This is a genomic window from Nocardiopsis rhodophaea (assembly GCF_039530945.1).
Taxonomy (GTDB): domain Bacteria; phylum Actinomycetota; class Actinomycetes; order Streptosporangiales; family Streptosporangiaceae; genus Nocardiopsis_C; species Nocardiopsis_C rhodophaea.
This window is the reverse complement of the sequence record NZ_BAAAPC010000005.1, coordinates 158,978-176,716: the sequence shown is the minus strand read 5'-3', so window position 1 is coordinate 176,716 and position 17,739 is coordinate 158,978. Positions and strand designations below refer to the sequence as shown.

Below are 17,739 nucleotides of genomic sequence, written 5' to 3'. Positions count from 1 at the left end.
GATCCTGATCGCTTTCTGGCGGTCGGGGACGATCAAGTGCATCGCCCGCACGTGCCCGACACCACCGACGACCTGGCCCGCTCCAAGGCAGCGAGCCGCGACGGTTCGCGCGCCCTACATTGGCTAGTGATCGCTTTCGCCGGGCCTCCCCGACTCCAGCCGCGGCCCGGCGGGGGGACTCCGCCGAGGCAACATGCGGGAGGGTTCTCACCCTCCCGACGTGGCCTCCGGAAAGCGAGAGCAAAAGGACGTGACCGAGTTCCGATTCGCCGAGGTTCGCATGGGTGCCGGTAACGGCTCCAGCAGGCGCAGAACCGACGCCCTGCTCAACGATCTGCGTGAGGGCGGGTGGCGGCCGCGCGCCTGGGCCGCCTTCGCCGCCCGCGCCACGGCCTCGTCCGCGCGGGAGGCCGCCCGCCGCCCCCGCGCCGCCGTCGAAGCCACCGCGCTGCACGCCGCCCTCCTGTGGGCGGCCCGGGACAGGTGCGGGCGCGCCCGCACCGCCGCGAGCTGGTTACTGGCCATAACCCACCTGGGCATGTTGGAAGGGCGAACCCGCCTGAGCGCGGCCGACGCCCTCACCCTGCTGCGCGCTAACCTTCCGGCGCTGTCCGACAGCGCCTGGACCGGCCCGGCCGCGCTGGTCACCGACTTCCTCGATGGACGCCTGGCCCGCGGGACCGGGACCGCCTCCCCCTTCGGCGCCTACGCCGACGCGCTCGCCGACGCCTCCTTCTGGATTCCCTACGCCCTCCGCCACGAGCCGGACCCGCGGTGGAGGGGAGCCCTGATCGCAGCCTGGGCGCTGCCCCTGGCGGGCGCGACCGTTGCCGCGTTCGCGCGCGGACGGATGGTGGACGTCCCCCGAATCCGCGGCCTCCACCCGGCGACCGCCATCGAGGCGGCCATCATCGCCCGCAGGTTCCTCCGCGGTTGTGCCCCCGGCTCGTCCCGGAACCGTCTCCGCCCGGCCCTGGCCCCCGGATCGCAGGGCCGATACGACGAACATCGGACGAGCCGTCCGGCTCCGTGCGCAACAGCACGGGAGTCCGAAGGCAGAGCCGGAAAGAGCGCGAGGTACGTCCCCTGAGGGGCGGCCGACTCAACGTGTCGAGGCGCGACGAATGGGCATCAGAGTGGGTCGAGGCGGGCCTTGAGTAGGCAGAATTCATTACCTTCGGGATCGGCCAGGACATGCCACTGCTCCTGCCCTGTCTGGCCGATGTCGGCCGGGCGCGCACCGAGCTCTAGAAGGCGTTCGAGCTCGGCGTCCTGATCGCGGTCGGTGGCGTTGACGTCGATATGCAACCGGGGTTTTCCCTGCTCCGGCTCATCCCTGCGGCTGAGGATGATCGTCGGCTGCGGGCCACCGAACCCTGCGCGCGGCCCGATTTCCACCGTGCCGTCGTCCTCGCGATCGAGCACGACGAAGTCCAGGACCTCGCACCAGAACCGCGCCAGCACCTCAGGGTCGCGGCAACCGAGCACGAGCTCACTGATACGACATGCCATGAAACGAAACCTGCTTTCAGCCGGGGAGACCACACATGAATTTCACGGCTCCCAGCAGTGAATACGATCCCGCGATCGTACCGGGCGAGGCCGACGTCCACGTCTGAGCCGAGAGCCATGGCACAGTGATGCCGCGTGCTCCTCGATCATCCGCGAACGCGACATCGGGGCTGATCGCCAGAGTGGCCGTTTCTGGCCGGTTCCGCTGACACTGCGGCACCGCCCGGTTACCGTCACCCCATGACTGATGACCCCCCCGGCCCGGACGACCTCGCGGCCCTCGCTGGCACAGACTGGGCGGAGGAGTTCCGCGCAGTACCGCGCGAGCACTTCATACCCGACGCCGCCCACGCCTCCTACATGGGAGACGAACCCAGCCACTGGATCGACCGCAAGACGGACCCGGCCACCTGGCAGCGGGCGGTCTACTCCGACACCACGATCCTCACCCAGGTTGACGACGGGCAGGCGCCCCTCACAGAAGAGACCGCGACGACGAGCATCGACCCGTCGTCCTCCAGCACCGCCCCCAGCCTCGTCGCCGAGTTCCTCGACCTCCTCGACCCCTTCCCGGGCGACCGAGTGCTAGAGATCGGGACCGGAACCGGGTGGACGGCCGCTCTGATGTCCGAACGGCTCGACGCGGAGAACGTCTACTCGATCGAGGTGGACGAGCAGGTCGCCGAACAGGCCGCCGCGAACGTGAAGCGTTCCGGGCACAGCCCGCACCTTCGGGTAGGTGATGGGGCCGATGGGTGGCCCGAGGCGGCGCTCTTCGACCGGGTGCACGTGACGTGCGGAATGAGGGAGATCCCCTACACCTGGGTGGAGCAGACACGCCCCGGCGGGGTGATCGTTGCACCGTGGGCCCCGGCCCAGGCGTTGGGACACAAGCTCGTACTCACGGTCACCGGTGACACGGCTATCGGCCGACTCGGTGGGCGGGCGGGGTTCATGATGATGCGCGGCCAGCGGCACGGCTACCCAACGCCTGTCGGGGACCGGCGGGCGTCCGCGGGGAGGGTGGATCCGATGCGGATCAGCTGTGCCGGTCCCGGGTTGGAGATGGCAGTGGCGGCGTTCATGCCGGGTGTGGCCGTGAACGGGCTGGGAAGCGGTGACGACCGGGTCGGCCTGAGACATCCCGCCACCGGTTCCTACGCGCTGGCGGTCCGGTCCGATGACGGTGTGAAGGCAAGGGTCAGCGAGCACGGCCCGCGTTCGCTGTGGGTGGAGTTCGAAGCGGCCTATCTGAAGTGGCTGAGTTGGGGCTCCCCCGGCCTCGAACGGTTCGGCGTAGCGGTGACATCCGAGGGTCAGTCCATCTGGCTGGACGATCCGGCCAACCCGATCGGGAAGGTGTGACCAGCATGGGCAAGCACGGCGGAGTTGACTGCTCGATGTGCAATGGAACGGGCAGGGTGACCGTCAGCCGGGACGGCACGCAGGAGGAGCGGCCGTGTTCGGGGTGCAGGGGTACGGGCAGGGTGTAGCAAGTTCCGGACGCCACCCCTGAGGAGCGTAAACGCGATTCCGACGTTTCAACGCTACCCACGATACGACGGATAACCACCTCATCAAGCACGACCCACGATATGGGCCTCTCTGGCCCGTCAGGAGCTTTACGTCAGTTCATCCTTCCCGCCACGAGCCGATCGATCTGATCGTTGTCAAGCCACGGCTGACCACTGACGAACAGAGTTCTGGCGTAGTCCTCCGTCTGCGGGAGACCCGGGATAAGGACGGTTTGATAGTCCCGGAAACCTGACATGGCCGCTCCATATCAGGAACCTTCTCAAACCAGCGTTGGAAGGCCGTCCTGGCTGTTAATACGGGACCAGTGTCTTGCCAGGGCACCCGACGTGTTAAGTGTGTGATCGAGGGCTTCGATCATGCCCGATTTTGAGCGCTCTGCGGCCGGATTCGATCGGAGTATCGGCACGAACGCCCGGCCGCTTCAGCAGGTGGCCAACGAGCTGGTCGCCAACGCCGTCCGCCACAGCAAGGTCCGGCAACCTTCGGGGGCGGATCGGACGGACCCTCACTATCCGGCACAAATCAGCGCGGAGGGGAAGTCACCTTCCCCCCCGCATGCCCCTTTCAACTGCTAGAACGCTATCTGACCGGCAGTCCGGTCACCGTGCGGCCGATGATGAGGCGCTGGATCTCGCTGGCGCCCTCGAAGATGGTGAAGATGGTGGCGTCGCGGTGCCAGCGCTCGACCGGGTAGTCGCGCGTGTAGCCGTTGCCGCCGAGGATGCGGATGGCCTGCTGGGTGACCCAGGTGGCGGTCTCGCTGGCGAAGAGTTTGGACATCGATCCCTCGGCCTGGGCGAAGTCCTTGTCTTGGCGGGCCATCCAGGCGGCGCGCCAGACGAGGAGGCGGGCGGCGTCGATGCGGGTGGCCATGTCGGCGAGGGTGAAGGCGATGGCCTGGTTGTCGCCGATCGGTTTGCCGAACTGCTCGCGCTGGACGGAGTAGTCGCGGGCGTACTCGTAGGCGGCGCGGGCGCAGCCGACCGCCATGGCGCCGACGGTGGGGCGCGACTTTTCGAAGGTCTTCATCGCGGCCTGGCCGCCGGAACTGCGACCCTCGCGGGCCCGGGCGAGGCGTTCGTCGAGTTTTTCCTTGCCGCCGAGGAGGCAGTGTCCGGGGACGCGCACGTCGTCGAGGACGACCTCCGCGGTGTGCGAGGCGCGGATGCCGTGCTTGGCGAACTTCTGGCCCTGGGAGAGGCCGGGCGTGTTGGGCGGCACGATGAAACTGGCCTGGCCGCGCGAGCCGAGGTCGGGGTCAACGGACGCGACGACGACGTGCACGTTGGCGATGCCGCCGTTGGTGGCCCAGGTCTTGGTGCCGTTGAGGACCCATTCGTCCTTGGCCTCGTCGTAGACGGCGCGGGTGCGGATGGCGCTGACGTCGCTTCCGGCGTCGGGCTCGGAGGAGCAGAACGCGCCGAGCTTGATGTCATCGGCCGATCCGAACATGTGGGGTACCCACTCGAAGATCTGTTCCTGGGTGCCGTTGCCCGCCACGGCGACGGCGGCCAGCCCGGTGCCGGTGAGAGACAGGGCGATGCCCGGGTCGCCCCAGTACAGCTCCTCGAAGGCGACGGGGATACCGACACCGCTGGGCTCCAGCCACTGGTTAGCGAAAAAGTCCAGCGAGTACAGCCCGATCTTGGCGGCCTCCTGGAGGATCGGCCAGGGGGTCTCCTCGCGCTCGTCCCACTCCGCCGCGGCCGGGCGGATCACATCGCGGGCGAAGCCGTGTGCCCAATCGCGAATGTCGCGGATGTCCTCGCTCAGTTCCAGGCTGAAGCCGGTCGTGGTCTCTGCGGCGGTGTCGGTCATGTGCACACGTCCTTCGCTGCGCCTTCGGCGGTGTCCGGAGAAGAGGGTGGTGGTCGTCGTCGACATCCCGGGCCATAGCGGTCGATGGCATGACTCAGTGGTGTGCCGAACGAGCGTGTTACCAACGGTAACACTCGGCCCATAACGCGCACAACGGGCACCACCCTTGATTCCCGAATCAAGCTCGGAAGGGGCGACGGAGGGGTGGACAGGGGGCGGCGTCCGCGGGAAGCCCCAGTCCGCGACAGCCACGCCGATGCTCCCCCGCTCACCGCTCGCGGTCGCTCACAGCCAGCCGCGCCGGGTCGCCTGCCAGATCAGCTGGTGGCGGGTTCGGACCCCCATCTGGGCACTGAGCCGGTTGATCCTGCGCTGCACCGTGCGCACACTTACCCCCAGCTGGTTGGCCATCGCGCGGTCCGTGCACCCGGAGAGCATGAGGGAGATCAGGCGGCGGGCCTCCACCTCAGCTTCAGGCATCGCGGTCAGGCTCCCCTCCCCGTCGTGCGCGGGAAAGGGGACAGCGGTCTCCCAGATGGTCTCAAAGATCCATTCGAGCGCGTCGAGCAGCCCGCTGGGACGCACGATGATCACCGACGGCTCCTCCAGCCCCGACGTGACCGTCGGCAGGAACGCCGCGTGGTCGTCGGCGATACTGAGCTTCATCGGGATATCCCCCGCCACTCGCACATCCTCGCCCGGTTCGCACGATTCCGCCAGGAGCAGGGGGTCGTCGCTCCCGTCCAGCAGCGCCCGGTCGTAGACCACGCGGTAGTGCACGCCCGCGGCCATCGACGCGCGCGCGACGTCGTTGTCGGCCGAGCTCACCACCATGGGCGGCCCGGTGACAAGCACCCGCACTTCCTTGGCGGCACCCTGGTGGATCCGCCGATAGCTCTCGGTGACCGCGTCCCGGCCGGTAACGGTCTCGACGATCTCCTCAGGGTCATGCAGCGCGGCACGCGCCCTGTAGTCCTCGATCAACCGGGCCACCTCGGTCTGGGTCTGGTGGAGCTGCGCCTGGCGCTGGACCAGCAGGGGGCTGAGCGCGGCGTCGGGCGGTGCGACGCGCAGCGCCGACGTCCCCCCGGGGGCACGGCCGAGCAGACCCTTGTCCGCCAGGCGGGCCAGCGCGTCCTCGGCGTCCGGTGTGGCCATGCCCAGCCGTGCGGCGAGCTCGCCGGAGTCGCCGGCTGGGGAGCGGAGCAGCGCCAGATAGACCTTCTCCTCGTCCTCCGCCAAGCCGATCATCTCCAGCATTCGCTGCCCTCCGCCTCATCGTCGCAGTCCTCCCGCTCGGCCGTAGCGGCCGAAGCATGCATGGGACTGTACGCACGACCGCGCGGGCGGGCCACCTGCCCGCCCGCGCGATGGCACGGGCCGCCGTCCGGCGCCACGGGGCTGGTTCTCCCGCCCCGTGGCGCCGGCGTGCGGGGTCAGTCGGCCGGGGTCATGCTCACGTCCAGCTCATAGGGGTTGTTCGCGACGGGAGAGCTGCTCGCGGCGTCGAGCGAGAGGTCCCAGATGCCGGGAATCGGGTTGTTGTAAGTGCGCTTGAGCGCGTTGCAATTCCCCGTCTCCGGGATGTTGGTGTAGCAGTGTCCCCTCACGTTCTCCCCGCTCGGGCCGAACGGGGTGAACGCGGTCCAGCGCAGGCGGCTGTTCTCGGCCACACCGGACATTTCAACGGTGAACGACTCCGTGCCGGGCGGGATCGCGACGAAGCGGCTGCGGGCCTCGGCGCGCGGCACCTCGCCCGAGCCCGACCAGGACGTGTCCCCGCCGCCGAGTTCGACGTCGGGCACGATCACCGTGAGCATGACCGTGTGGTCGACGCCCCGCGTGCGCGGGTTGTCCAGCTGCAGGACGGCACTGTGCGCCCCGGCGTCGGGAGTGGCGGTGACCTTCAGTGAGGTCTCCTCCCCCTTGCCCAGCTTGAGGTGGCGGGGTACGGAGAACGTGCCGTCGTCGCCGACCAGCTTCACCCGGTACGGCCGCATCGCGTCACCGCCGCTGTCGCGTGTGATGTTCAGCTCGTAGTCCTTGCTCTCACCGGCCTTCTGTCCACCGGCGCCGGGCAGGCAGCGGTTGTACAGGCCGCGGCCGAAGCCCGGTTCCACGAGCTTGTCCGACTGCTCGGTGCACACCGGGGCGGTGACGGTCAGCTCATCGGTGGCGAGGTCCTTGCGCAGCAGCTTCCAGGCGGCGCCGACGTTCATCTGGCCGTGGCCCTGATCCAGCGCTGTCAGGTCGTCGGAGAACTCCGCGCTGGTGCGCAGTGCGGTGCGCAGCTGGGTCGGAGTGACCTTCTGTCCGTTCTGCGCGGCGGCGGAGAGCAGCAGCGCCGCGCCCCCGGTCGCCTGCGGGGCGGACATGGAGGTGCCGTTCTTCATCCCGTAGCCGGGGGGCAGGCCGTATCCGGCGCCGGGGACGGGGTCGCCCTCCTGGTCGGTGGGGATGGCCGAGATGGCCGCGCCGGGAGCGGTGATGTCGGGTTTGAACCCGCCGTCCTCACGGGGGCCGCGCGAGGAGAAGGAGAAGAGGCCCCGGTCGTAGTCGACGTCCCGGCCGTAGTTGGCCTTCCACGTCGCACCGGAGACGGTCGCACCCACACTCATGACGTCACCGGCCACCGATGGGTCGCCGACCGTGTTGATGCCGGGACCCGAGTTCCCGGCGGAGATGAACATCTGCACGCCGGTCTCGGCGATGAGCCGGTTGTAGAGCAGGGCGCGGGCGTTCTGTCCGTCGTTGAGCGGGGGCAGGCCGCCGATGGACATGTTGATGACGTCCACGTCGAGGTCGGTGGCCAGCTTGATCATGCCGTCGGTGAGGGCGGCCGAGGAGCAGCCGCGGTTGTGGCAGGCACGCATCGAGACGACCTTGGCGCCGGGCGCCGCGCCGTTCATCTCCCCGCCGAACAGGCCGTTTCCGGCGGCGATCCCGGCCACGTGGGTGCCGTGCCCGTGGGTGTCGAGACCGATGTGCACGGTGCCGCGGAACACATCGGGCAGGGCCGAGACGACGAAGGCGGGGGCCTCGTTGATCGGGGTGTCGGGGTCGTCGGTGCCGAACTTGCCGAAGTCCCGGGTGTCGCCGAAGTCGCCGATCGCGTCGTCGTCCGTGAAGTCGCGGTTCTGGTTGAGATCGACCAGGACTGTTCCGTCGGCGGGCCGGTAGAGCACGCCCCAGGCGTCGTCGTCGGACCCGGCGACTTGGAAGTCGAACTGGCCGAAGCGCCAGTCACCCGCGGGTGCGGTCCAGGTGCGGCCCCGGCGCTCGAAGGTCGGCCCGGTCACGCCCGTAGTCACGACGAACGTCGGGTCGTAGATGAGGTCGATGAGGTTGGTGGGGTCAGTGGCGTTGACCCAGTCGACGATCTTGTCCTCGCCCGTGGTCGTCTTCTGGAGTGCGGGATGCTCCAGGTCGACGCCGGTGTCCAGGACGCCGATCGTGACGCCGCGCCCGTCCGCCTCCGGGTTCTTCTTCCGGAAGTCCACGGCGCCGATCTCGTTGGTCGGCATGTAGGGGTTGTCGTCGGGGGTCTCGGCCGACGGTCCTTCGGTGGCGGCGCCTGTGTCCGCGCCCGTGTCGGCCGGGGCGGGGTCGGGCAGGGGGAGCAGCTCGTCGACGTCGATGGCCACGACGTCGTCGATCGCCTCGACCCTGTCCACGTCGCCGAAGTCGACGTTGACCTTGATGTAGCCGATCTCCTCCGCGACCGTTGTGACTTCGGCGCCGAAGGACTCCAGTTCGCTGCGGACCTCGTCGGCGCGGCCGTCGTCGGTGGCCAGGATCAGGGTGGCGAAGTCACTCTTCGTGGACTTCGGCAGGATCCAGGGCTGCTTCTTGTACTCCTCCAGCAGTGCCCGGCCGTGGTCACCGATCTTGTCGGCCCGGGGCTCGGCCGACGCGGATTGGGGCAGCGCGACCGCAGTGAGGGTCGCGGCGATAAGTGTGCCGGCCGTGAGCAGGGCGGCACCGGATGAGCGGGGGGAACGGGAGGAACGGGGGGGTTGTTGGGCAGGGGGAATTGTGGGGGAATTCTGCTGCATGCCTCTTCCCGTGGGTCATTGGGGGTCGGAAGCGGGCCAACAGCGCTAACGTTGCAGCAGAGAGTGATCAACCGGTAGATGCGCGCTATGTCGTACATACGTCATGGCGGAAACCGGACAGCCGGCGCCACAGGGCATCCGCGCCCCGGAACGGGGCCGCGCAGGGGTGGTGGCCGGGGCGCACGCGCCCCGGCCACCACAGTTTGGTCGATCTTTTCGGTCTTTTCGTGTGAGGGCCGGCCGCTGCCCGGTTCGCGCCAGCGAGTCCGGTTGTCGCGTTGCCCGAGTGCCCGGTTCCGCGGCGGCCGCCCCAGTCGCTACTCGGCCGCGTGCCGCTCCAGGAACGTGTAGACGTCGGTCTCGTCGACGCCGGGGAAGGTCCCCGACGGCAGCGCCGACAGCACGTGGGAGTGGGCGCGCGCCGAGGGCCACACGTTGCCCTCCCACCGCGCGGCGAGTTCGGAGGGCGGGCGCACGCAGCACTCACCGGAGGGGCAGTTGGACTGGGTGCGGTTGGTGGTCTCGCGCCCGCGGAACCAGCGGGACTCCTTGTAGGGGACGCCGAGCGTGATCGCGAAGTTGCGCTCCCGGCTGGGGTCGACGTGCGCGACGCACCAGTGGGTGCCGTTGGGCTTGTCGGTGTACTGGTAGTAGATCGAGTAGCGGTCGGGCGACGCGAACACCTGGCGCCCCGACCAGTACCGGCACATCCGCTGGCCTTCGATGGCCCCGGTGTCGTCGGTGGGGAAGACCAGGCCGTCGTTCTCGTAGGCCTTGTAGATGATCCCGGTCTCGTCGTTGCGGATGAAGTGGCAGACCAGGTCCAAGTGGCGGTAGGCGAGGTTGGTGAACCGGTGCGCGGCCATCTCGTAGGAGACGGAGTAGACGTCGCGCAGGTCCTCAACGGAGAGGTCGCGCGCCTGCTTGGCCTCCTGCAGGTAGGGCACGGCCGTGGACTCGGGGATGAGCACCGCCGCGGCGAAGTAGTTGGCCTCGACGCGCTGGCGCAGGAAGTCGGCGAAGTCGCGGGGCTGGCTGTGGCCGAGCACGAAGTGCCCCAGCGTCTGCAACAGGATGGTGCGGGGGCTGTGCATCCCCAGTGACTCGCGCTTGAGGTACAGCCGCCGGTTGCGAATGTCGGTGACCGAGCGGACCGAGCGGGGCAGGTCCTGCACGTAGCGCAGGGTGAACCCGTGGTGGGTCACGATCGACAGGATCTGTCCCTGGGACAGGGCGCCCCCGCTGTAGCCGACCGCGTCCAGCGTCTCCTGCGCGGACTTCTCGATGGCCTCGAAGTAGTTGCCGCGCTCGCGCATCTGCCGACGCAGCTCGGCGTTGGCGAGCCGGGCCTCCTCGGGGGTGGCGGTGGGCTTGTTGTTCCGCCGCTTGAGCTCGTCGTACAGGCCGACGATGTGCTCCAGGACGTCGTTGGGCACGCGCTTGCCGACCTTGAGGTGCGGCAGGTTGAGCGTCTGGTAGACGGGGTCGCGCTGCGCTTCCTCCACCGCGATCTCCAGCTGGGCGCGGCGGCTCGGGGGCTGTCGGGACAGCAGCTCCTCCACGGAGACGCCAAGCGCCTGGGCGAGGGAGGTGAGGAGGGAGAGCTTGGGCTCGCGCTTGCCGTTCTCCAGCAGCGACAGCTGGGATGGCGCCCGGCCGACGCGTTCTCCCAGGTCAGCAAGGGTCATCTTGCGGCTGCGCCGCAGATGACGAAGCCTCTGGCCAAAGGTGACGAGATCCAGGTCACCCGGCAAAGACGGTATTTCTTCGTTCCCAAAGTACGCCATGCGTTCATCATAAGGAAAGAATCAAGGTTCTTCGCAAACATTGGTCTCGAAAAACGCTGGATCTTTGCTCAGAATCATAGTTACCGGCGGGGAACATGACGCCGGGGGCGCCCCAGCTCCCCCGTCCAGTGTCTCCAGCCGGGGCACTTTTCCAGGGGACGAACCGAAGGCAGGACAGACCATGAGCATCACTGGTCGGCAGAAGGAAGCAGCCGCCGCGCTGCAGCAGGAGTGGAACAACGACCCGCGCTGGGCCGGCATCAAGCGCACGTACTCCGCCGAAGACGTGATCCGACTGCGCGGCTCGGTCACCGAAGAGCACACGCTGGCCCGCCACGGCGCCCAGCGGCTCTGGGACCTGCTGCACAGCGAGGACTACGTCAACTCCCTCGGTGCGCTCACCGGCAACCAGGCGGTTCAGCAGGTCCGCGCCGGCCTCAAGGCCATCTACCTCTCCGGCTGGCAGGTCGCGGCCGACGCCAACCTGTCCGGTCACACCTACCCCGACCAGAGCCTGTACCCCGCCAACTCGGTTCCGGCGGTGGTCCGCCGCATCAACAACGCCCTGCTCCGCGCCGACCAGATCTCCTGGTCCGAGGGCGACGACGACGCGCCGCACTGGCTGGCGCCGATCGTCGCCGACGCCGAGGCCGGCTTCGGCGGCGTGCTCAACGCCTTCGAACTGATGAAGGGCATGATCGCGTCCGGCGCCGCGGGCGTCCACTGGGAGGACCAGCTCGCCTCCGAGAAGAAGTGCGGCCACCTGGGCGGCAAGGTCCTCATCCCAACCAGCCAGCACATCAAGACGCTGAACTCCGCCCGTCTCGCGGCCGACGTCGCGGGTGTCCCGACCCTCGTGGTCGCGCGGACCGATGCCCAGGCCGCGACGCTGATCACCAGCGACATCGACGAGCGCGACCGCCCCTTCGTCACCGGTGAGCGCACCGGCGAGGGCTTCTACCGGGTCCGCAACGGCCTGGAGGCCTGCGTCGCCCGCGGTCTGGCCTACGCCCCCTACTCCGACCTGCTGTGGATGGAGACCTCCACCCCCGACCTGGAGGTCGCCCGCCAGTTCGCCGAGCGGATCAAGGCCGAGTACCCGGACCAGATGCTCGCCTACAACTGCTCGCCGTCCTTCAACTGGAAGCGGCACCTGGACGACTCCACCATCGCCAAGTTCCAGCGCGAACTCGGCCACATGGGCTACAAGTTCCAGTTCATCACGCTGGCCGGCTTCCACTCCCTGAACCACTCCATGTTCCACCTGGCCAAGGGCTACGCCGAGAACGGCATGAGCGCCTACGTGGAGCTGCAGGAGGCCGAGTTCGCCGACGAGGCGCAGGGCTACACCGCGACCCGCCACCAGCGCGAGGTCGGCACCGGCTACTTCGACCAGGTGAGCACGGCCATCACACCGGACGCCTCGACCACCGCCCTCACCGGCTCCACCGAAGAAGACCAGTTCTCAGAGGCTCACTGAGACATCAGGTCTTCGTTTCCCTGATGGCGACCCGCCCCGCTTTCGTGGCTGGGGCGCGGCGGGTCGCCGTCCCCCCGCCGCCGGTCTCGCGGAAACCGTGTCACTCGCGAGACCGGCGGCTTTTTGCTGTCCGCCGCCCGGTGCCCTTCGCCCCCTGCCCGCTTCCGCTGTCGGCCCGACAACGGACCCGTGGCGTGGGACATGGCGCGTTGATGGCATGATCTGGCACATGGCCGACCCCGCCTTCGATCCTCGACCCACAACGTCCGAGGGCAGCACATCATCGGGCAGCCCGTCCACCGGATCCCGCTCGGCGCCCGCGATGCCCGCGGAGGGCGCGTCGAACGCGGCGCGTGCGGCCGGGGGTGGACCGCCGCGGCCCGCGGAGCTGACGCGCGGTCTCATCGGCATGGAGATCGCGTGCGTGCTGGCGCTGTCGCTGGGTGCCGCCGCCGTCTCGTCGACGATCTCCTTCGTCGGGGCGCTGACCGCGCCGGAGGCCCTGGCCGAGCAGACGGCGAGTCTCATCGGTTCGCAGGCCGGCGCCGAGCGCCCGTGGCTGGACCTCTCCCGGCAGCTGTTCTCCCTGGCCTTCGCGGTCACTCCGGTGCTGCTGGCGGTCTACCTGCTGCACCGGTCACGGGAGTCGGCCGCCACGATCGGGTTCGACGTGCGCCGCCCCGGCGGGGATCTGGCGTCGGGTGCCGGACTGGCGGCGCTGATCGGTATCGGCGGACTCGCCGTCTACCTGGTCTCCTGGCAGCTGGGGCTCACGGTGACCGTGGCCCCCAGCACCCTGAACGAGCACTGGTGGCAGCTCCCTGTGCTCATCCTGCAGGCCGTCAAGAACGGTGTGCTGGAAGAGGTCATCGTCGTGGGCTACCTGATGCTGCGGCTGCGCCAGCTGGGCTGGTCGCCGGTGAGCGCGGCGGTGACCGGTTCGCTCCTCCGCGCGACCTACCACCTCTACCAGGGGGTGGGGATGTTCTTCGGCAACCTCGTCATGGGGCTCGTGTTCAGCTGGTTCTACCACCGCTACGGCCGCGTGATGCCGCTGGTCATCGCCCACTCCCTGATCGACATCATCGCCTTTGTGGGGTCGGTGTACCTCATCGGACGGGTCGACTGGCTTCCGGGGCCGGCGTGAGCTGGTCCTCCAGATAACGGGGACGACCCAGCAGCAGGCCCATGCAGAAGTTGACCGTCATGATGACGAAGACCAGCGCCAGTGGCGCGTGCCAGCCGCCGGTGAGATGGTGCAGCGTGCCGAACAGGAACGGCCCCAGACCGCCCATGAGGTAGCCGAGGCTCTGGCTAGCCGCTGACAGCGCGGCGGTGGCGGGGGCGGTCCGAGTCCGCACCGCGAAGAAGGTCAGCGCGAGCGTGAAGGCGCCCATGCCCAGGCCCAGGAACGTCGTCCAGATCCAGATGCCCTGCAGGGGCGAGAACCACATACCCACCAGGCCCACGACGTAGGCGGCGTAGAAGAACGCGACGAACCCGCGGTGGTCGCGGACGCGGGCCATGAGCCCGGGCAGGAGCAGCGAGATCGGCACCGCCAGGGCGGTGAGGTACGAGAGCATGAGGCCCGCGTTGGTCGCGTCCATGCCCTGGTCGCGGAGCATCTGCGCGAACCAGCCGAAGAGGATGTAGGCGACCGTGGACTGGGTGCCGAAGTAGAGCACGCTCTGCCAGCCCATGCGGGTGCGCAGGACGCGGCCCAGGCTGAGCGCCTCGGCGGGGTCGGCCCGCGGCGGCTCGTGGCGCAGCACCAGCAGCCAGGGCACGATCGCGATCACCGCGAAGACGGCGTAGGAGCCCAGGGCCACCCGCCAGCTGCCCGCCGCCTGCTGGACGGGCACGGTGGCGGCGGCCGCGATGGTGGTCCCCAGCGCCAGCGTCGTGGTGTAGAGGGTGGTCATCGCCCCGACACGGGCCGGGAAGTGCTGCTTGACCAGGGTGGGCAGCAGCACGTTGCCGACGGCGCCGCCGGACAGGGCGATCACGCTCAGGAGGAGGAACAGCCAGGGGTCGGCGGAGAAGGCGCGGGCGCCCAGGCCCGCGGCGAGCGCCGCCAGCGCCGCGACAAGGACGTGGTGCTCGCCGAAGCGACGGATGAGGGTGGGGGTCAGCGCCCCGAACACCGCGAAGCACAGCACCGGGAGCGTGGTCAACACGCCCGCGAGCGTGCCGGACATGTGAAGCCCGCCGGTGACCTCGTCGAGCAGTGGGCCGACGCTGGTGATAGCGGTACGCAGGTTAAGGGCCGCGAGCCCGACACCCGCGATCAGCAACCACGCCACGGAACGCGGACGCGCGCCCCCTGGCGCCGAAGGTTCAATATCGGACTTTCCCGAACTGGTTACCGTGGCGCTTGTCACACGACTCTCACATTCGTAGGATGACAGGATCTGCTTCATGAGCGTAACGCATTGGCCATGCCGGACTATTTCGCGCCCGGAACTGGTCTAAGCTCCGGCTTTAACCGACCGCACATCCGATCGGCCTCCCCCTATGGCGGCCGTCACCTTCCCAGGAGGTATCCGCGTGCCCCTCGCCTCGACGCGTCGGACCGGCCTTGTCGACCAGGTCATCAGCCAATTACGAGCCCAGATCGACTCCGGAGAGTGGCGAGTGGGCGATCGCATCCCGACCGAATCCGAACTCTCCGACCAGCTGGAAGTCGGGCGGAACACCGTCCGCGAGGCGGTGAGGGCGCTTGCGCACGCAGGCCTGCTGGAGATCCGGCAGGGGGCCGGGACCTTCATCCGCGCATCCAGCGAGTTGGGCGGCGCGCTACGCCGTCGTCTGGAGCGCTCGGAGCTACGCGAAAACCTTGAGGTCCGCCGCGCCCTGGAGATGGAGGCGGCCCGCTTGGCGGCGCTGCGGCACACCGAGGAGGACCTCACCGACATCGACCGCGCTATGGCGCTGCGCGACGCCGCCTGGCGCGAGAAGGACATGGGGGCCTTCGTCGAGGCCGATTTCACGTTCCATCGCGCCATCGTGAACGCGACGCACAACACGCTGCTCATCGAGCTCTACGACGACATCGCCCAAACAGTCTACGAGAGCATCGCCCATACGGCCTACGCACAGCCGGAGAGCGACGAAGGCATCGACCACGCCGGCCTGACCGAAGCCGTCCGCGCCTCCGACCCCGAACGGGCCCTGCGCGAGGCGGCGTGCTACCTGGACGAGCTCATCGCCCGCGCCGGAGACGACTGACCCCGACCCCGCACGCGAAGAAGGTGTGAGGAAGACCTCGCTGCGCCCACCACGGGGGCACAGTGGCGCAGTGAGGCCCCACGCCACCCCTTCGGCCCGACCCCGTCGAACAGAGCCGCCGAGAAGCGCCGCAGCCAAGCCGACGTTGAGGCATCGAGGCGCCGAGTCATCGAGTCGCTGAGGCGTTGATTCCGGGAAGCTGCCCGGCGGGGTGCGTGACGCGGACGACGGATGGGGCCGCGACCAGCCGCCCGGCCGCACGACGCGCCTGACCGCTCGCCGCCCGGTGTCCCACAGCGCCCCGCGATGACGCGCCTGTCGCTGTTGTCGTCCGTCCTGTCGGAGGGACGAACGCGTGATCGTCCGCGGCCGGGGCAGGCCAAGCGCACTTCCCACCGAACCGGGAGCCGTCAGTCCTGCGGACGGCTCCCGGTTCACGTCGAGGCCGTAGCGGCCCGGACATGATGTCCGGCGCGCGCCTTCGCGCGGGCCCCGCGTCAGCGGTGGCCTGGGGCCGCCGAGCGGGGGCCGTCGGCGGTGGGGGCTTCGGGCCACGGCGCGGTTCCGGGCACGTGGCCGCCCTCCCAGCCGGCGACGCGGGACGGGTCGAGGTCGAGGATGTCCAGGGTACTGCGGCCGGAGCACAGCGCGTCGAGGACCTCCTGGTCGTGGGAGACCGCTTCCACGGCCTTGGCGACGATGGCGGTGGCCCGGCCGCGGGGCAGGCACACCACACCGTCGTCGTCGGCGGTGATCCAGTCGCCACGGCGCACCGGGACCGGAGCGCTGCCGGAGTTCATCACGATCTCCTCGCCGACCGTGCCGCCCGCCTCGCGGCTGGGCTCGCGGACGGAGACGCCCGCGCTCATGACCGGGAGCTGGGCGCGGGCGATGCCCGCCACGTCGCGGACGCATCCGTCGACCACCACGCCGGCCACCTCGCGCATCTGGGCCGCCACGGCGAGGATCGCGTCGATGTAGCCGTATTCGGATTCACCCGCGACGTCGATGACCAGTGCAGTTCCGGGCCGTGCCTGGGCGATGGCCACGTGGATGGCGAGGTTGTCGCCCGGGGCACACCGCACCGGCAGTGCTGTGGCCGCGAACGCCATTTCGGGCCATACGGGGAAGAGGTGCGAACCGAGGGGGCGGGCCCCGCAGCGTGTCAGTGCCGCTGTGCCCACCGCCGTCAAGGTATCCGCAAGCGCCACGTCTGCCTCCCATTACACCGCGCCTGAGCGGGCCGCCCCGCAGCGCAGCGCGCTGCGCGGTTGAAATCGACCCGACCCCCTCATACTCACGGGTAACTTCAGCGTGATGCAAGACATACCGGTCGAAATTGAGCAAAAAATGCTACTGGCGGTTACACGCGCTCGTGCTGGGCGTCTTCGAGAACCAGTCCCGCGACGGCGTCCAGCGCGACCCGTGCGGCACCCACGTCGTGCACGCGGAACACACGCGCCCCCTCCCACGCCGATACGGCCAGTGTGGCGAGCGTGCCCGCCAGCCGGTCGGTGAGCGGCGCGTCGAGCGTTTCGCCGATGAAGTCCTTGTTGGAGACCGCCACCAGGACCGGCCAGCCAGTGGCGGCCATCTCGGCCAGGCGGCGGGTGAGCTCCAGGGAGTGGTAGGTGTTCTTGCCGAAGTCGTGGGTTGGGTCGACCAGAATCCGGTCGGGACGCACCCCCGCCGCCACGGCACGCTCGGCCAGCCCGGTGACGGTCGCGATGACGTCGGCCATGACGTCGTCGTAGGCGACCCGGTGGGGGTCGGTTCGCGGTGCGAGACCGCCGCTGTGACTGCACACCAGCCCCGCGTCGAACTCCGCGGCCACCAGCGCCAGGTCCGGGTCGGCCCCGGCCCAGGTGTCGTTGATGAGGTCGGCTCCCGCCGCGGCGCACTCGCGGCCGACCCGCGCGCGCCAGGTGTCGACCGAGATGATCACGTCGGGGTGGCGCTCGCGCAGCTCCGCCACGAACGGCACCGTGCGGCGGATCTCCTCCTCGGGCGGGACGTGTTCGCCGTAGCCCGCCTTGACGCCGCCCACGTCGATGATGTCCGCGCCGTTCCGCACGGCCACGTCGGCGGCGCGCAGGGCGGCGTCGAAGGCGAAGGTCGCGCCACGGTCGTAGAACGAGTCGGGGGTCCGGTTGATGACCCCCATCACCGCGTACCGGCCGGGCCCGAACTCGCGCCCGCGCAGCCGGAGCACGCCCCCCGGCGGCGTGGTCACCGATTCCCGCATAACCCGACTCCCCCGTCCGTTGCTCACCGCGCCGCACCGGAATCGGGCTCCGGGCGTTCCGGTACCCAGCCGGAATCC

At 69.4% G+C, this 17,739-nt stretch carries 14 protein-coding genes; 5 read left to right on the top strand and 9 right to left on the bottom strand.

The features are described 5' to 3' along the window. Window positions 1–250: 250 nt before the first annotated feature. A complete protein-coding gene (locus ABD259_RS07515) occupies window positions 251–1,090 on the top strand; it encodes a CDP-alcohol phosphatidyltransferase family protein (protein ID WP_344161142.1) in 840 nt (279 codons plus the stop codon). A gap of 41 nt (window positions 1,091–1,131) precedes the next feature. Here ABD259_RS07515 and ABD259_RS07510 read toward each other — a convergent pair whose 3' ends face one another. Then, entirely contained in the window at window positions 1,132–1,512 is a 381-nt protein-coding gene (locus ABD259_RS07510) for a VOC family protein (RefSeq protein WP_344105019.1), read from the bottom strand. A gap of 240 nt (window positions 1,513–1,752) precedes the next feature. Between ABD259_RS07510 and ABD259_RS07505 the strand changes: the two genes are divergently transcribed. Continuing rightward, entirely contained in the window at window positions 1,753–2,877 is a 1,125-nt protein-coding gene (locus ABD259_RS07505; protein ID WP_344161139.1) for a methyltransferase domain-containing protein, read from the top strand. Between the two features lie 262 nt (window positions 2,878–3,139). Here ABD259_RS07505 and ABD259_RS07500 read toward each other — a convergent pair whose 3' ends face one another. The 5 genes from ABD259_RS07500 to ABD259_RS07480 form a co-directional block, all read right to left on the bottom strand. Next, the gene (locus ABD259_RS07500; RefSeq protein WP_344105015.1) at window positions 3,140–3,283 is read right to left on the bottom strand and encodes a Scr1 family TA system antitoxin-like transcriptional regulator; all 144 of its coding nucleotides are present in this window, start codon (window positions 3,281–3,283) and stop codon (window positions 3,140–3,142) included. A gap of 344 nt (window positions 3,284–3,627) precedes the next feature. Next, complete coding sequence (locus tag ABD259_RS07495; protein WP_344105013.1) at window positions 3,628–4,866, bottom strand: acyl-CoA dehydrogenase family protein; 1,239 nt, start codon at window positions 4,864–4,866, stop codon at window positions 3,628–3,630. A gap of 285 nt (window positions 4,867–5,151) precedes the next feature. After that, entirely contained in the window at window positions 5,152–6,126 is a 975-nt protein-coding gene (locus ABD259_RS07490; RefSeq protein WP_344105011.1) for a helix-turn-helix domain-containing protein, read from the bottom strand. A 176-nt stretch (window positions 6,127–6,302) separates the two neighbouring features. Continuing rightward, on the bottom strand, window positions 6,303–8,921 hold the full coding sequence (locus ABD259_RS07485; protein WP_344105009.1) for a S8 family serine peptidase: 2,619 nt from the start codon (window positions 8,919–8,921) through the stop codon (window positions 6,303–6,305). 317 nt (window positions 8,922–9,238) lie between these two features. Next, on the bottom strand, window positions 9,239–10,675 hold the full coding sequence (locus ABD259_RS07480; protein WP_344105007.1) for a helix-turn-helix domain-containing protein: 1,437 nt from the start codon (window positions 10,673–10,675) through the stop codon (window positions 9,239–9,241). Window positions 10,676–10,889: 214 nt separating this feature from the next. On the opposite strand from ABD259_RS07480, the gene aceA reads away from it, so the two are divergent. Then, window positions 10,890–12,188 (top strand): isocitrate lyase, encoded by a 1,299-nt coding sequence (aceA, locus tag ABD259_RS07475; protein WP_344105005.1) that lies wholly within the window; start codon window positions 10,890–10,892, stop codon window positions 12,186–12,188. A gap of 322 nt (window positions 12,189–12,510) precedes the next feature. Further along, entirely contained in the window at window positions 12,511–13,335 is an 825-nt protein-coding gene (locus ABD259_RS07470; protein WP_344161235.1) for a CPBP family intramembrane glutamic endopeptidase, read from the top strand. Here the strand turns inward: ABD259_RS07470 and ABD259_RS07465 are convergent. Further along, entirely contained in the window at window positions 13,298–14,482 is a 1,185-nt protein-coding gene (locus ABD259_RS07465) for an MFS transporter (RefSeq protein WP_412759417.1), read from the bottom strand. The genes ABD259_RS07470 and ABD259_RS07465 overlap by 38 nt on opposite strands. 253 nt (window positions 14,483–14,735) lie before the next feature. Between ABD259_RS07465 and ABD259_RS07460 the strand changes: the two genes are divergently transcribed. Continuing rightward, on the top strand, window positions 14,736–15,416 hold the full coding sequence (locus tag ABD259_RS07460; RefSeq protein ID WP_344105001.1) for a FadR/GntR family transcriptional regulator: 681 nt from the start codon (window positions 14,736–14,738) through the stop codon (window positions 15,414–15,416). Window positions 15,417–15,913: 497 nt separating this feature from the next. Here ABD259_RS07460 and ABD259_RS07455 read toward each other — a convergent pair whose 3' ends face one another. Beyond that, on the bottom strand, window positions 15,914–16,600 hold the full coding sequence (locus tag ABD259_RS07455; protein WP_344105149.1) for an RraA family protein: 687 nt from the start codon (window positions 16,598–16,600) through the stop codon (window positions 15,914–15,916). Between the two features lie 179 nt (window positions 16,601–16,779). Further along, window positions 16,780–17,661 carry a dihydropteroate synthase gene (gene folP / locus ABD259_RS07450; protein ID WP_344104999.1) on the bottom strand — a complete coding sequence of 294 codons (882 nt, stop codon included), beginning with the start codon at window positions 17,659–17,661 and terminating at the stop codon, window positions 16,780–16,782. Window positions 17,662–17,739: the final 78 nt, after the last annotated feature.

What these genes read in the sequence shown, in the direction of transcription:
- ABD259_RS07510 (WP_344105019.1), bottom strand. Translation starts at nt 1,512, where the DNA reads ATGGCATGTCGTATCAGTGAGCTCGTGCTCGGTTGCCGCGACCCTGAG.
- ABD259_RS07505 (WP_344161139.1), top strand. Translation starts at nt 1,753, where the DNA reads ATGACTGATGACCCCCCCGGCCCGGACGACCTCGCGGCCCTCGCTGGC.
- ABD259_RS07500 (WP_344105015.1), bottom strand. Translation starts at nt 3,283, where the DNA reads ATGTCAGGTTTCCGGGACTATCAAACCGTCCTTATCCCGGGTCTCCCG.
- ABD259_RS07495 (WP_344105013.1), bottom strand. Translation starts at nt 4,866, where the DNA reads ATGACCGACACCGCCGCAGAGACCACGACCGGCTTCAGCCTGGAACTG.
- ABD259_RS07490 (WP_344105011.1), bottom strand. Translation starts at nt 6,126, where the DNA reads ATGCTGGAGATGATCGGCTTGGCGGAGGACGAGGAGAAGGTCTATCTG.
- ABD259_RS07485 (WP_344105009.1), bottom strand. Translation starts at nt 8,921, where the DNA reads ATGCAGCAGAATTCCCCCACAATTCCCCCTGCCCAACAACCCCCCCGT.
- aceA (WP_344105005.1), top strand. Translation starts at nt 10,890, where the DNA reads ATGAGCATCACTGGTCGGCAGAAGGAAGCAGCCGCCGCGCTGCAGCAG.
- ABD259_RS07470 (WP_344161235.1), top strand. Translation starts at nt 12,511, where the DNA reads ATGCCCGCGGAGGGCGCGTCGAACGCGGCGCGTGCGGCCGGGGGTGGA.
- folP (WP_344104999.1), bottom strand. Translation starts at nt 17,661, where the DNA reads ATGCGGGAATCGGTGACCACGCCGCCGGGGGGCGTGCTCCGGCTGCGC.